The organism is Pantoea sp. X-Soil-TKNS-1211, from assembly GCF_059730495.1.
Genome location: NZ_AP035953.1, coordinates 820,142 through 835,064 on the forward strand (window position 1 = coordinate 820,142; position 14,923 = coordinate 835,064).

General features: G+C 53.4%; 10 protein-coding genes. 7 read left to right on the forward strand and 3 right to left on the reverse strand.

Features of this window, described 5'->3' with window-relative positions; all coding sequences use genetic code 11:
* Nucleotides 1–27: 27 nt before the first annotated feature.
* Nucleotides 28–1,383: an aromatic amino acid transporter AroP gene (gene aroP / locus AC6I8W_RS03660; RefSeq protein WP_497837026.1), complete on the reverse strand. Its 1,356-nt coding sequence runs from the start codon at nt 1,381–1,383 to the stop codon at nt 28–30.
* Between the two features lie 504 nt (nt 1,384–1,887).
* On the opposite strand from aroP, the gene pdhR reads away from it, so the two are divergent.
* From pdhR to lpdA, 4 genes are all read left to right on the forward strand, one after another.
* Nucleotides 1,888–2,652: a pyruvate dehydrogenase complex transcriptional repressor PdhR gene (gene pdhR, locus AC6I8W_RS03665; RefSeq protein WP_497837027.1), complete on the forward strand. Its 765-nt coding sequence runs from the start codon at nt 1,888–1,890 to the stop codon at nt 2,650–2,652.
* Nucleotides 2,653–2,779: 127 nt separating this feature from the next.
* On the forward strand, nt 2,780–5,446 hold the full coding sequence (gene aceE / locus AC6I8W_RS03670) for a pyruvate dehydrogenase (acetyl-transferring), homodimeric type (RefSeq protein WP_497837028.1): 2,667 nt from the start codon (nt 2,780–2,782) through the stop codon (nt 5,444–5,446).
* Nucleotides 5,447–5,460: 14 nt separating this feature from the next.
* Nucleotides 5,461–7,320: a pyruvate dehydrogenase complex dihydrolipoyllysine-residue acetyltransferase gene (aceF, locus tag AC6I8W_RS03675; RefSeq protein WP_497837029.1), complete on the forward strand. Its 1,860-nt coding sequence runs from the start codon at nt 5,461–5,463 to the stop codon at nt 7,318–7,320.
* Nucleotides 7,321–7,494: 174 nt separating this feature from the next.
* Entirely contained in the window at nt 7,495–8,919 is a 1,425-nt protein-coding gene (gene lpdA / locus AC6I8W_RS03680) for a dihydrolipoyl dehydrogenase (protein ID WP_036626678.1), read from the forward strand.
* Nucleotides 8,920–9,061: 142 nt separating this feature from the next.
* Here the strand turns inward: lpdA and AC6I8W_RS03685 are convergent, their stop codons facing one another.
* Complete coding sequence (locus AC6I8W_RS03685) at nt 9,062–9,208, reverse strand: Hok/Gef family protein (RefSeq protein WP_497837030.1); 147 nt, start codon at nt 9,206–9,208, stop codon at nt 9,062–9,064.
* 290 nt (nt 9,209–9,498) lie between these two features.
* Entirely contained in the window at nt 9,499–10,398 is a 900-nt protein-coding gene (locus tag AC6I8W_RS03690; RefSeq protein ID WP_497837031.1) for a LysR family transcriptional regulator, read from the reverse strand.
* A gap of 98 nt (nt 10,399–10,496) precedes the next feature.
* Here AC6I8W_RS03690 and AC6I8W_RS03695 point away from each other — a divergent pair, with 98 nt between their 5' ends.
* From AC6I8W_RS03695 to yacL, 3 genes are all read left to right on the forward strand, one after another.
* Nucleotides 10,497–11,492 (forward strand): aldo/keto reductase, encoded by a 996-nt coding sequence (locus AC6I8W_RS03695; protein ID WP_497837032.1) that lies wholly within the window; start codon nt 10,497–10,499, stop codon nt 11,490–11,492.
* A gap of 239 nt (nt 11,493–11,731) precedes the next feature.
* Nucleotides 11,732–14,329, forward strand: a complete 2,598-nt coding sequence (acnB, locus tag AC6I8W_RS03700; protein ID WP_497837033.1) for a bifunctional aconitate hydratase 2/2-methylisocitrate dehydratase — start codon at nt 11,732–11,734, stop codon at nt 14,327–14,329.
* Nucleotides 14,330–14,502: 173 nt separating this feature from the next.
* Nucleotides 14,503–14,865, forward strand: coding sequence for a protein YacL (yacL, locus tag AC6I8W_RS03705; RefSeq protein ID WP_021184709.1), 363 nt, complete (start codon nt 14,503–14,505; stop codon nt 14,863–14,865).
* The last annotated feature ends 58 nt before the right edge of the window (nt 14,866–14,923 follow it).

A 14,923-nucleotide genomic window follows, 5' to 3' on the forward strand; every position in this document is an offset into this window, starting at 1 on the left:
TATCAGGAGCAGGCAGAGAGGACAGATTTATGCTTGCTGTGCTTTGTTTTTAATCGCGTAACCGATAGCCAGCACTACCAGCCAGACCGGAATCAGCCAGACAGAAATCGCCATACCCGGGGTCATCGCCATGATCACCAGAATACCGGCGAGGAACACCAGGCAGATCCAGTTACCCAGTGGGTAAAGGATAGCGGGGAAGCGTGTAGTGACGCCTTGCTGGTCTTTCTTCTTGCGGAATTTCAGGTGCGCCAGGCTGATCATCGCCCAGTTAATCACCAGCGCAGAAACCACCAGTGACATCAGCAGACCGAAGGCTTCACCCGGCATCAGGTAGTTGATCAACACACAAAGTGCAGTCGCTACAGCCGATACCAGAATGGTCGCGACCGGTACGCCGCGTTTGTCTACGTTCAGCAACGCTTTCGGGGCATTACCCTGTTGCGCCAGACCGAACAACATACGGCTATTGCAATAAACACAGCTGTTATATACCGACAGCGCGGCCGTCAGGATCACCACGTTGAGCGCATTGGCAACCAGCGCATCACCCAGCTCGTGGAAAATCAGCACGAACGGACTGGTGTCTGCGGTGACGCGGGTCCACGGCAGCAGCGACAGCAGTACCGCCAGGGAGCCAATATAGAAAATCAGGATACGCCACAGCACCTGGTTAGTGGCTTTAGGAATGCTTTGCTCCGGGTTGTCGGCTTCTGCGGCGGTGATCCCCACCAGCTCCAGGCCGCCAAACGAGAACATAATGATTGCCATCATCATCACCAGCCCGCTGAAGCCATTCGGCAGAAAACCGCCCTGGTTCCACAGGTTGCTGACGGTCGCCTGCGGGCCGCCATTGCCGCTAAACAGCAGCCAACCGCCGAACAGGATCATACCAATCACCGCGACGACTTTAATGATGGCAAACCAGAACTCCATCTCACCAAACACTTTGACGTTGGTCAGGTTGATGGCGTTGATCAGCACAAAGAAGATGGCAGCTGTCGCCCAGGTCGGGAAATCCGGCCACCAGAACTGGACATACTTACCGACGGCGGTCAGCTCGGCCATGGCGACCAGCACATACAACACCCAATAGTTCCAGCCTGAGGCAAAACCGGCAAAGTTGCCCCAATATTTGTAGGCAAAATGGCTGAAGCTACCGGCAACCGGCTCTTCCACTACCATTTCACCTAATTGGCGCATAATCAGAAAGGCAATAAATCCCGCAATGGCATAGCCCAGAATGACGGCCGGGCCGGCAGATTTGATGACTGAAGCGCTACCCAGAAACAGACCAGTACCTACGGCACCACCCAGCGCAATCAGCTGAATATGGCGATTCTTCAAGCCGCGGTGCAGCGTGTCGCCATGCTGTTGTTCCATACGAACCTCGTGATGTTGTTATTTTTCGCCCAATGTAAGGCTGTTTTTACATAACGTACTCATTTATTTACGGTATCTGGCGTGCTGTGTGCATACGTGAGCTACCATGGCGACCAGAATAGTGATAAGCGCGACGCTTTGCACCTGCTTTTGCTTTTTGTGCTAAGAGATGCCTGAAAAAGCAGCAGCATCCACTGTCGGTTGGCGGAGTTATTTCTGACATGAATTGGTAATAAACACGAATAGCTTTCCCTTATGGTTGCTGAGGAAGGGATACGCTAACCCTGTGTAAGGTTTGGTAAAAGTGGATTCTGTTAACAATTCGGCCCGATGCTCTATTTCTGTCTTTATCCCAGCCGTTTAGCGCATTTAACCAATGATCATCCCCTGAAGTGTGACGGCTGCCATATAGACACAAGGTGAATACTTTGTTACTTTACCGGCACCTTTTGGCAATTGGTATTACCAATTTACTCCGGACGCCTGGCAGAATAAGAAGGGACGATGGCTTACAGTAAGATTCGCCAACCAAAGCTCTCCGATGCAATTGAGCAACAGCTGGAATCCCTCATTATGGAAGGGACGCTGCGGCCGGGAGAGAAGCTGCTTCCCGAGCGCGAACTCGCCAAACAATTCGATGTCTCACGTCCTTCTCTTCGTGAAGCGATCCAGCGCCTTGAAGCTAAAGGGCTGCTGCTGCGCCGTCAGGGTGGCGGCACCTTCGTTCAAAAGCACCTCTGGCAAAGCCTGAGCGACCCGCTGGTCGGCCTGCTTGCCCAACATCCGGAATCTCAGTTTGACCTGCTGGAAACCCGCCACGCGCTGGAAGGCATTGCTGCGTATTATGCGGCGCTACGGGGTACCGACGAGGATCTGCAACGTATTCGCGACTGCCATGTTCAGATCCAGCAGGCACAAGACAGTGGCGATCTCGACGCTGAAGCAGACGCGGTGATGCAGTATCAGATCGCTGTCACAGAAGCGGCTCATAATGTGGTGCTTTTGCATTTGCTGCGTTCTATGGGCCCTATGCTGGAACAAAACGTCCGTCAGAATTTTGAATTGCTCTACGCTCGCCGGGAAATGCTGGCGACAGTGAGCGGTCACCGCGCCAGTATTTTTGAGGCGATTGTGGCTCGTGAGCCAGAACAAGCACGCGAGGCATCACACCGCCACCTGGCGTTCATTGAGGAAATCTTGCTGGATAGAAGTCGGGAGCAGAGTCGTCGTGAACGCTCCCTGCGTCGTTTACAGCAACGTAAGGAATAACGCGCGGCAACGAACGTGCGGATAAAAAGCGACGGGCCTGTCTTCTTGTGCTGTGAACTGAAGCAAAGCACAAGCAGACAGGCTCCTGACAATTCAACGTATTAGACACAGATAAGGAATACACCCCATGTCAGAACGTTTACACAATGACGTGGATCCGATCGAAACTCGTGACTGGCTACAGGCGATCGAATCGGTCATCCGTGAAGAAGGTGTTGAGCGCGCGCAGTATCTGATTGACCAGGTATTAAGTGCTGCACGCAAGGGCGGCGTAAAAGTTGCTGCGGGTTCTTCTGCCGTTAGCAACTACATCAACTCTATTGCCGTTGAAGATGAACCGGACTACCCGGGCAACACCTCGCTTGAACGTCGTATCCGTTCCGCAATTCGCTGGAACGCCATCATGTCGGTACTGCGTGCGTCGAAGAAAGATCTGGAGTTGGGGGGTCACCTCTCTTCCTTCCAGTCTTCCGCGACTATCTATGAAGTGTGCTTTAACCACTTCTTCCGTGCACGTAGCGAGCAAGATGGCGGTGATTTGGTTTACTTCCAGGGCCATATCTCTCCGGGTATCTATTCTCGTGCGTTCCTGGAAGGTCGTCTGTCCGAAGAGCAGATGAACAACTTCCGTCAGGAAGTGCATGGCAACGGTCTCTCGTCTTATCCGCACCCGAAACTGATGCCGGAATTCTGGCAGTTCCCGACCGTATCAATGGGTCTTGGCCCACTGAATGCGATCTATCAGGCTAAGTTCCTGAAATATCTGGACCACCGTGGCCTGAAAAATACCTCAGCTCAGACTGTTTACGCCTTCCTGGGCGACGGTGAGATGGATGAGCCGGAATCTAAAGGTGCGATCACCATTGCTGTCCGTGAAAAACTGGACAACCTGGTGTTCATCATCAACTGTAACCTGCAACGTCTGGATGGCCCGGTCACCGGTAACGGTAAGATCATCAACGAGCTGGAAGGCATCTTTGCCGGTGCTGGCTGGAACGTGATCAAAGTGATCTGGGGTGCACGTTGGGATGAGCTGCTGAAGAAAGATACCAGCGGTAAACTGATCCAACTGATGAACGAAACCGTTGACGGCGACTACCAGACCTTCAAATCACGCGACGGTGCGTATGTGCGTGAGCACTTCTTCGGTAAATATCCTGAGACCGCAGCGCTGGTGAAAGACTGGTCAGACGAAGAGATCTTCGCCCTGAACCGTGGTGGTCACGATCCGAAGAAAATCTACGCGGCACTGAAAAAAGCGCAAGACACCAAAGGCCAGCCGACGCTGATTCTGGCACATACCATCAAAGGTTATGGTATGGGTGACACCGCCGAAGGTAAAAACATCGCGCACCAGGTGAAGAAGATGAACATGGATGGCGTTCGCTACATCCGCGATCGCTTCAATGTGCCGGTAGCTGATGAAAACATCGAAAAACTGCCGTACGTGACCTTTGAAAAAGGGTCTGAAGAGTACAACTACCTGCACGGTCAGCGTGAAAAACTGGGCGGCTACCTGCCGACGCGCCAACCTAACTTCACCGAGAAGTTGGAAATGCCGGCACTGGAAGAGTTCAATGCGCTGCTGGAAGAGCAGAGCAAAGAGATCTCTACCACCATCGCCTTCGTACGTGCGCTGAATGTGATGCTGAAGAACAAGTCGATCAAAGATCGCCTTGTGCCGATCCTTGCGGATGAAGCCCGTACTTTCGGTATGGAAGGTCTGTTCCGTCAGATTGGTATCTACAGCCCGAACGGCCAGCAGTACACCCCGCAGGACCGTGAGCAGGTTGCTTACTATAAAGAAGACGAAAAAGGCCAGATTCTGCAGGAAGGCATCAACGAGCTGGGCGCAGGTTCATCCTGGCTGGCGGCGGCGACGTCTTACAGCACCAACAACCTGCCGATGATTCCGTTCTACATCTATTACTCGATGTTTGGCTTCCAGCGTATCGGTGATCTGATGTGGCTGGCAGGCGACCAGCAGGCGCGCGGCTTCCTTGTCGGCGGCACCTCCGGTCGTACCACCCTGAACGGTGAAGGTTTGCAGCATGAAGATGGTCACAGCCATATTCAGTCGCTGACTATCCCGAACTGTATCTCTTACGATCCGTCTTACGCTTACGAAGTTGCCGTCATCATGCATGATGGTCTGGTGCGTATGTATGGCGAAGCGCAGGAAAACATTTACTACTACATCACCACGCTGAACGAAAACTACCACATGCCTGCGATGCCGCAGGGTGCGGAAGAGGGTATCCGTAAGGGTATCTACAAGCTTGAAGCGGTTGAGGGTAGCAAAGGTAAAGTACAGCTGCTTGGCTCGGGTTCTATCCTGCGTCATGTACGTGAAGCGGCACAGATCCTGGCGAAAGACTACGGTATCGGCTCTGACGTCTACAGCGTGACCTCGTTCACCGAACTGGCGCGTGATGGTCAGGATTGCGAACGCTGGAACATGCTGCACCCGACTGAAACCCCGCGTGTGCCTTACATCGCTCAGGTAATGAACGAAGCGCCTGCCGTTGCGTCAACCGACTACATGAAACTGTTCGCAGAACAGGTTCGTAGCTATGTACCGGCGAGCGACTACCGCGTGTTGGGTACTGACGGCTTCGGTCGTTCAGACAGCCGTGAAAACCTGCGTCACCACTTCGAAGTGGATGCATCGTATGTCGTGGTTGCAGCGCTGGGTGAACTGGCTAAACGCGGCGAAATCGATAAGAAAGTGGTGGCAGAAGCAATCACCAAATTCAACATCGATGCCGATAAAGTTAACCCGCGTCTGGCTTAAGAGGTAAGAGAGTAATGGCTATCGAAATTAAAGTACCGGATATCGGGGCAGATGAAGTCGAAGTCACCGAGCTCCTGGTCAAGGTGGGTGACAAGGTTGAAGCCGAACAGTCACTGATCACCGTAGAAGGCGATAAAGCCTCGATGGAAGTGCCTTCACCGCAGGCGGGCGTAGTTAAAGAGATCAAAATTGCCACCGGTGACAAAGTTGAAACCGGTTCATTGATCATGATCTTTGAAGCTGAAGGTGCAGCAGCTGCACCAGCGGCCGAAGAGAAGAAAGCAGAAGCCGCACCGGCACCTGCTGCCGCTGCTGTCAGCAAAGACGTCAACGTACCGGATATCGGCGGCGATGAAGTTGAAGTCACCGAAATTCTGGTCAAAGTGGGCGACACCGTTGCGGCTGAGCAGTCACTGATCACCGTGGAAGGCGACAAAGCCTCGATGGAAGTCCCGGCTCCGTTCGCGGGCGTGGTGAAAGAGATCAAAATCGCCACCGGCGATAAAGTGAACACCGGTTCGCTTATCATGGTATTTGAAGCGCAAGGCGCTGCTGCTCCGGCAGCCCCTGCTGCTGCACCGGCTCCGGCGGCCGCTGCTGGCGCGAAAGACGTTAACGTACCGGACATCGGTGGTGATGAAGTTGAAGTCACCGAAGTGCTGGTTAAAGTGGGCGATAAAGTTACCGCTGAGCAGTCACTGATTGTGGTTGAAGGCGATAAAGCGTCAATGGAAGTCCCGGCACCGTTCGCGGGAACCGTTAAAGAGCTGAAAGTTGCCACTGGCGACAAAGTGAAAACTGGCTCGCTGATCATGGTGTTTGAAGTCGAAGGTGCTGCACCTGCTGCTGCACCGGCGAAACAGGAAGCGGCTCCGGCTGCTGCTGCGTCTGCACCGGCAGCTCCAGCGGTAAAAGCCGAGGCTAAGAGCGACTTTGCTGAGAATGATGCTTACGTGCATGCCACGCCGGTGATTCGTCGCCTGGCGCGCGAGTTCGGTGTCAACCTGGCGAAAGTCAAAGGCACTGGCCGTAAAGGTCGCATCCTGAAAGAAGACGTTCAGACGTATGTGAAGGATGCGGTGAAACGCGCTGAAGCCGCTCCGGCTGCGGCAGCGAGTGGTGGTAGCCTGCCTGGTCTGCTGCCGTGGCCGAAAGTGGACTTCAGCAAGTTCGGTGAAATCGAAGAAGTTGAGCTGGGTCGTATCCAGAAAATCTCGGGTGCTAACCTGAGCCGTAACTGGGTAATGATTCCGCATGTGACTCACTTCGACAAGACTGATATCACCGATCTTGAAGCGTTCCGCAAACAGCAGAACAGCGAAGCAGAGAAACGTAAGCTGGATGTGAAATTCACCCCGGTGGTGTTTATCATGAAAGCCGTTGCCGCTGCGCTGGAGCAGATGCCGCGTTTCAACAGCTCATTGTCCGAAGATGGTCAGAAACTGACGCTGAAGAAATACATCAACATCGGTGTGGCCGTCGATACGCCAAACGGCCTGGTGGTTCCGGTGTTCAAAGATGTGAACAAAAAAGGCATCACTGAGCTGTCTCGCGAACTGATGGCGATCTCGAAAAAAGCGCGTGACGGTAAGCTGACTGCGGGCGACATGCAGGGCGGATGTTTCACTATCTCCAGCCTGGGTGGCTTGGGCACCACGCACTTCGCGCCAATCGTTAACGCGCCGGAAGTGGCTATCCTTGGTGTCTCCAAGTCGGCGATGGAGCCGGTGTGGAACGGTAAAGAGTTTGCACCGCGTCTGATGATGCCAATCTCTCTTTCCTTCGACCACCGCGTGATCGACGGTGCTGATGGTGCGCGCTTTATCACCATCATCAACAACATGTTGTCAGATATTCGCCGTCTGGTGATGTGAAGTTAATCAAGGCCGGCGAATGCCGGCCTTGTTGTACGCATTCAGAGTCGCCGCGGTTGGCAGTTTATTAACAATTCTGTAAACTCTTGCGGTGAAATGTGCCGGTGGAATAAGGGCATCCAGAGCCTGGGACAGGTTCGCGTCTGGCCGCCGGAAATCTAATAAGAGGTCATGATGAGTACAGAGATTAAAACTCAAGTCGTGGTACTTGGGGCAGGTCCTGCAGGTTACTCTGCAGCCTTCCGTTGCGCTGATTTAGGTCTGGAAACCGTACTGGTAGAGCGCTACAGCACCCTTGGTGGTGTTTGTCTGAACGTTGGCTGTATCCCGTCAAAAGCGCTGCTCCACGTAGCGAAAGTCATTGAAGAAGCGAAAGCACTGGAAGAACACGGCATCGTGTTTGGCCAGCCTTCAACTGACATCAACAAAATTCGTACCTGGAAAGAAAAAGTCATCACGCAGTTGACCGGTGGTCTGGCGGGTATGGCCAAAGGCCGTAAAGTCAAAGTGGTGAACGGTCTGGGTAAATTCACCGGTGCTAACACCCTGGTGGTTGAAGGTGAAGGTGGCGCGACCACCATTAACTTCGACAATGCCATTATCGCCGCAGGTTCTCGTCCGATTGAACTGCCGTTCATTCCGCATGAAGATCCGCGCGTATGGGATTCCACCGATGCGCTGGAACTGAAAGAAGTGCCGAAACGTCTGCTGGTGATGGGCGGTGGTATCATCGGTCTGGAGATGGGTACCGTTTACCATGCGTTGGGTTCAGAGATCGACGTGGTTGAGATGTTTGACCAGGTGATCCCGGCTGCTGATAAAGACGTGGTGAAAGTGTTCACCAAACGCATCAGCAAGAAATTCAACCTGATGCTGGAAACTAAAGTGACTGCCGTTGTCGCGAAAGAAGACGGTATTTACGTTTCTATGGAAGGTAAAAAAGCGCCTTCTGAAGCTCAACGTTACGACGCGGTGCTGGTGGCGATTGGCCGTGTACCGAATGGTAAAGGTCTTGATGCCGGTAAAGCGGGCGTGGAAGTGGACGACCGTGGCTTCATTCGCGTCGACAAGCAAATGCGTACCAACGTGCCGCACATCTATGCGATCGGTGACATCGTCGGTCAGCCGATGCTGGCGCACAAAGGCGTACACGAAGGCCACGTTGCGGCTGAAGTTATCGCCGGTATGAAGCATTACTTCGATCCGAAAGTGATCCCGTCAATTGCTTACACCGAGCCAGAAGTGGCATGGGTAGGTCTGACTGAGAAAGAAGCGAAAGAGAAAGGCATCAGTTACGAAGTTTCCACCTTCCCGTGGGCTGCTTCAGGCCGTGCCATCGCTTCTGACTGCGCTGACGGTATGACCAAACTGATTTTCGACAAAGAAACGCACCGTGTTATCGGTGGCGCGATTGTCGGCACCAACGGCGGCGAGCTACTGGGTGAAATCGGTCTGGCAATTGAGATGGGTTGTGATGCCGAAGATATCGCGCTGACCATCCATGCGCACCCGACGCTGCACGAGTCTGTGGGCCTGGCAGCGGAAGTGTTCGAAGGTAGCATTACCGACCTGCCGAACGCGAAAGCGAAAAAGAAATAAGCGCTGAAAAATAAAGAAGCGGCTCCCTGAAGGAGCCGTTTTTTTATGACACGTTCTACTAACCAGAATAAATAAAAGGACGCCTGAGCTGGCAGCTAAACAATGACGGATTAGCGGGGACGAATCCCCGCTAATGAAGTTTCTACGATCTGACCTCGCAAGCCAGAACCGCTGATAATTCAGCTGTGAATATCCGTAATCGTAATTCACAAAGTGAGCTACGATTAATCAGACACAATCCTAATAGAATAAGTCCACTGATAATCAGCTTGCTGAATGTTGACCTCATCGTCACTTGCTCCTTGATTTAAAGCGAGCAAGCGACTACCCTGACATTGCTTAGGTGTTGGGTAGTCGCTCGCTCGCTCGCGGTGGTTAAATAAAATTAATCCCGCGAGCAAACTCTCCACAACCCACCTCAATTCATTTCTGATGCTTAAGGCAGATTGCCTCAAGCGCCCGCAGGCAGTCTAATCCTATTTTTATTAATTTCACTGTTTATTTTTATACTGTTCCTGGTCTTATTACTTGTCTGTATTAGTTGTTCTCGTTACTTGATAAGGTAACGAGAATTAGATTTTATTTTCTATTTTCCTTAAGCCAGTCAATGAAATAACGCAATGGCGTCGACAGGTATTTACGACTCGGATAATAAAGCCAGAAGCCTTCTTCCATCTGAGTAAAGTCTGATAAAATTTCCACCAACTCACCGCGCTGCAATGAATCCATCACGGTTCCCTGATGCAAAAAGGCAATGCCTGCTCCCGCCAGTGCGGCCTGCAAAATCCTTTCGTTATTATCGAGCACCAGCGAGCCGTTGACCGCCACTTCCTGCTTTTGCCCGTCCAGCCAAAACTCCCAACGGTAACGACGTCCGCTGGGAAAGCGGCGTTCGATACAAGGGAAATTCAGCAGTTCAGCGGGGGTGCCTGGCACACCATAGCGTGCAATAAATTCGGGGGTGGCGACGGCCAGGGCACGCATTGGGATACCAAATGGCACCGCCACCATATCCTGCGCCAACACCGCGCCGTAGCGCACCCCGGCATCAAAACCAGCGGCCACAATATCCAGCAGCGTATCGTTGCTGTCGATCTCCAGCGTGATGTCCGGGTAGCGTTGCATAAAGGGCAGGATCAACGACTGGAAAAACAGCGCTTCTGCCGAACGTGGCATGCTGATACGCAAGCTACCGCGCGGATCGCTGCGCCAGTCGTTCAGTTCATCAACCGCCTGCGCCAGATCCTGTAGTGCGGGCTGGATGCGTTGAAGAAAACGATCTCCAGCCTCGGTCAGCGCCACTTTGCGCGTGGTGCGATTCAGCAGCCGAACCCCGAGGCGCGCTTCAAAATTACGCATCGCATGGCTGAGCGCCGAAGGGGTGATATTGCGTTCGCTGGCGGCTTTGCGAAAGCTCAGATGCTGCGCGATGGCGGCAAACATCTCCAGTTCTTGTAGGGTGGCACGATAGGCGTTCATTGCTGAGTTTTACTCACTAAATCGGCAAAAATACCTCAATTGTTGCCGCGATTGTTGAGGGTTATAACAATAACACTGACAGCAAAGAGGATGAAACAATGCAACAGCGTCAATTAGGCAATCAGGGATTACAGGTTTCGGCATTGGGATTGGGTTGCATGGGTATGTCATTTGCCTATGGCCAGAATGATGAGCAGCAGGCGTTGAATACTCTGGCGCGGGCGTTTGAGTTGGGTGTTGATTTTCTCGATACCGCCGAGGTTTACGGCCCGTTCACCAATGAAACCTTGCTGGCAAAAGCGCTGAAAGGGCGCAAAGACATTAAGATTGCCACTAAATTTGGCTTCCGCATCAACGAGCAGGGTGAAGGCTGGGAGCGTGTTACGGGGGTGAACAGTGATCCGGCCCATATTCGCCGTGCGGTGGAAGGATCGCTGCAACGTCTCGGTGTAGAGAGCATCGATCTTCTCTATCAACATCGTCTTGATCCTGCGGTACCGATTGAAGATGTGGTGGGCGTGATGGCCGATCTGGTGCGTGAAGGTAAAGTCCAATACCTTGGTTTATCGGAAGTCTCTTCAGCCACTCTGCGACGCGCCTGTGCGGTACACCCCATCTCGGCGTTGCAAAACGAATATTCCTTATGGACGCGCGACCCGGAACAGGAAATCCTCGCTACCTGCCACGAGCTGAATATTGGCTTTGTGCCTTATAGCCCACTGGGGCGCGGTTTCCTCACGGGAAAATTCCCCGCGGCGGAAACGCTGGCAGCGGATGATTTCCGTCGCAATTTGCCACGCTTCCAGCAGGACGCTCAGGCGCATAACCAAAAGTTAGTGAATCAGCTTAAAGAGATGGCCGCAGGTTATGATGCCACCCCCGCACAACTGGCACTGGCCTGGGTGCTGGCAAAAGGCGAGTTTATTGTCCCGATTCCTGGCGCCAGCAAGATCGCCCATCTGGAACAAAACTGTGCCGCGGCGGCACTGCAATTGCGCAGCACCGATATCAGCACCCTCGATACGCTATTCGATCCCCGGCACATCCAGGGAGAGCGCTATAACGCCACGGAATTTGTGCTGGTCGATCGTTAACCCCCTCATCATGCGCACCACACTACAGCAGGCATTTATTGCCTGCTTTTTTTTGTCATGTGGCTCGATCGAAGCGGAATCTGCTGCTTAACGAAAGGATGTTGCTTTTTTGTAAACAGATTAACAATCAGCCGAAATGCTGCTATGCTGGCCGACGCGGAACCGGGCACCTCACCCTACTGTTGGACTGCGTTAAAGGGTGCACCGGAAAGCTATACAATGAGAGCGAGGAGAACGTCGTGCTAGAAGAATACCGTAAGCACGTTGCCGAGCGTGCTGCCCAGGGAATCGTACCTAAGCCGTTAGATGCTTCCCAAATGGCCGCGCTGGTTGAACTGCTGAAAAACCCGCCAGCGGGTGAAGAAGAATTCCTTACTGACCTGTTGGTCAACCGTGTCCCACCAGGTGTTGATGAAGCAGCTTATGTCAAAGCCGGTTTCCTGGCAGCTGTCGCGAAGGGCGAAGCCCACTCTCCTCTGGTTACTCCTGAAAAAGCAGTCGAACTGCTGGGCACCATGCAGGGCGGTTATAACATCCATGCGTTGATTGAGTCGCTTGATGATGACGCACTGGCACCGATCGCTGCTGAAGCCCTGTCCCACACGCTGCTGATGTTCGATAACTTCTACGATGTCGAAGAGAAGGCAAAAGCGGGTAACCCACACGCGAAAAAAATTATCCAGTCCTGGGCCGATGCAGAATGGTTCCTGAAGCGTCCTAAACTGGCAGAAAAAATCACCACCACCGTGTTCAAAGTGACCGGCGAAACCAACACCGATGACCTCTCTCCGGCACCGGATGCATGGTCTCGTCCGGATATTCCACTGCACGCGCTGGCAATGCTGAAGAACGCCCGTGAAGGCATCGAACCCGACGATGCTGGCAACATTGGCCCGATCAAGCAGATTGAAGCGCTGCAGAAAAAAGGTTTCCCGCTGACGTATGTGGGTGACGTGGTCGGCACCGGTTCTTCCCGTAAATCTGCCACCAACTCGGTACTGTGGTTTATGGGTGAAGACATTCCGTATGTGCCTAACAAGAAGGGCGGCGGTCTGTGCCTTGGTGGTAAAATCGCGCCAATCTTCTTCAACACCATGGAAGATGCAGGCGCACTGCCGATCGAAGTGGATGTTGATCGTCTGAATATGGGCGATGTGATTGACGTCTATCCGTATAAAGGCGAAGTGCGTAATCACGACACCGACGAACTGCTGGCTAAATTCGAACTGAAAACCGAAGTGCTGCTGGATGAAGTTCGCGCAGGTGGCCGTATTCCGTTGATTATCGGTCGTGGTCTGACGTCCAAAGCACGTGAATCTCTGGGCCTGCCGCACAGCGATGTGTTCCTGCAAGCCAAAGATGTTGCCGCCAGCACCCGTGGTTTCTCACTGGCGCAGAAAATGGTGGGCCGTGCCTGTGGCGTTGACGGTATCCGTCCTGGTGCGTACTGCGAACCGAAAATGACCTCGGTCGGTTCTCAGGATACCACCGGTCCAATGACCCGTGATGAACTGAAAGACCTGGCGTGTCTGGGCTTCTCTGCTGACCTGGTGATGCAATCCTTCTGTCACACTGCCGCTTACCCGAAACCGGTAGACGTGACCACGCACCACACCCTGCCAGACTTCATCATGAACCGTGGCGGTGTGTCACTGCGTCCGGGGGACGGCGTTATTCACAGCTGGCTGAACCGTATGCTGCTGCCGGATACCGTTGGCACCGGTGGTGACTCGCATACCCGTTTCCCGATTGGTATTTCGTTCCCGGCCGGTTCTGGTCTGGTGGCGTTTGCTGCGGCAACCGGTGTTATGCCGCTGGATATGCCGGAATCGGTGCTGGTTCGCTTCAAAGGTGAAATGCAGCCGGGTATCACGCTGCGCGACCTGGTGCATGCTATCCCGCTGTACGCCATCAAGCAGGGGCTGCTGACTGTAGAGAAGAAAGGCAAGAAAAACATCTTCTCTGGCCGCGTGCTGGAAATCGAAGGTCTGCCAAAACTGAAAGTGGAGCAGGCGTTTGAACTGACTGATGCCTCCGCTGAACGTTCTGCTGCCGGTTGTACCATCAAGCTGGATAAAGAGCCGATTATCGAGTATCTCAACTCAAACATCGTGCTGCTGAAGTGGATGATCTCCGAAGGTTACGGCGACCGTCGTACGCTGGAGCGCCGCGTCGAAGGCATGGAAAAATGGCTGGCCGATCCGCAACTGCTGGAAGGCGACGCGGACGCGGAATATGCCGCAGTGATCGACATCGATCTGGCGGAAATCAAAGAGCCAATTCTGTGTGCACCGAACGATCCGGATGATGCGCGTCTGCTGTCTGACGTGCAGGGTGAGAAGATCGATGAAGTGTTTATCGGTTCTTGCATGACCAACATTGGTCACTTCCGTGCCGCTGGTAAGCTGCTGGATAGCCACAAAGGCCAGCTGCCGACTCGTCTGTGGGTAGCTCCGCCAACCAAGATGGATGCGGCACAGCTCACCGAAGAGGGCTACTACAGCGTGTTCGGTAAGAGCGGTGCGCGTATCGAGATCCCAGGTTGCTCGCTGTGCATGGGTAACCAGGCGCGTGTGGCTGACGGCGCGACGGTGGTTTCTACCTCGACCCGTAACTTCCCGAACCGTCTTGGTACCGGTGCGAACGTTTATCTGGCCTCTGCGGAGCTGGCGGCTGTCGCTTCGCTGCTGGGTAAACTGCCAACGCCGGACGAGTATCAGCAGTTTATGACTCAGGTTGATAAAACGGCGGCAGATACCTACCGCTACCTCAACTTTGATCAGCTGCACCAGTACACCGATAAAGCTGACAACGTGATCTTCCAGACCGCGTTGTAATTGGGTCAAGGTGTTATCAGGGGGCGATGAGAATCGCCCCTTTTTTTTGTGTGCTTTTTTCCTCTGACGCGGCCTGGCATAATGCGAGCACGATCCCACTTTATTCAGCGTGTTGCGCACAAAATGCTCTCAGGGAGTGCCTCGTGGCGCGCTATCAGTAAGAGGTAAAACTCATGGAATATGAATTTTTGCGCGATCTGACCGGTAAGGTCAAAGTGCGTATGTCGATGGACCACGAAGCGGTGGGGCACTGGTTCAACGAAGAGGTGGATGAGAATCTTACCCTGCTGGATGAAGTCGAAGCTGCCGTGCAGCAGGTGAAAGGCACCCATCATCAGTGGCAACGTGTCGGGCATGAATACACGCTGTGGCTGGATGAAGAAGAGGTGATGATTCGCGCCAACCAGCTGGCACTCGAGGATGACGGGCTGGAAGAGGGCATGACCTATTACGATGAAGAGAGCCTGGCGTTTTGCGGTGTTGAGGATTTTCTGGCGGTGATTACCGCGTATCGCCAGTTTCTGGCGGGGAAATAACCGTAGCGGCGCGATTTATCGCGCACCGATGGGCTACAACACAAAGTAACAGCGTGAT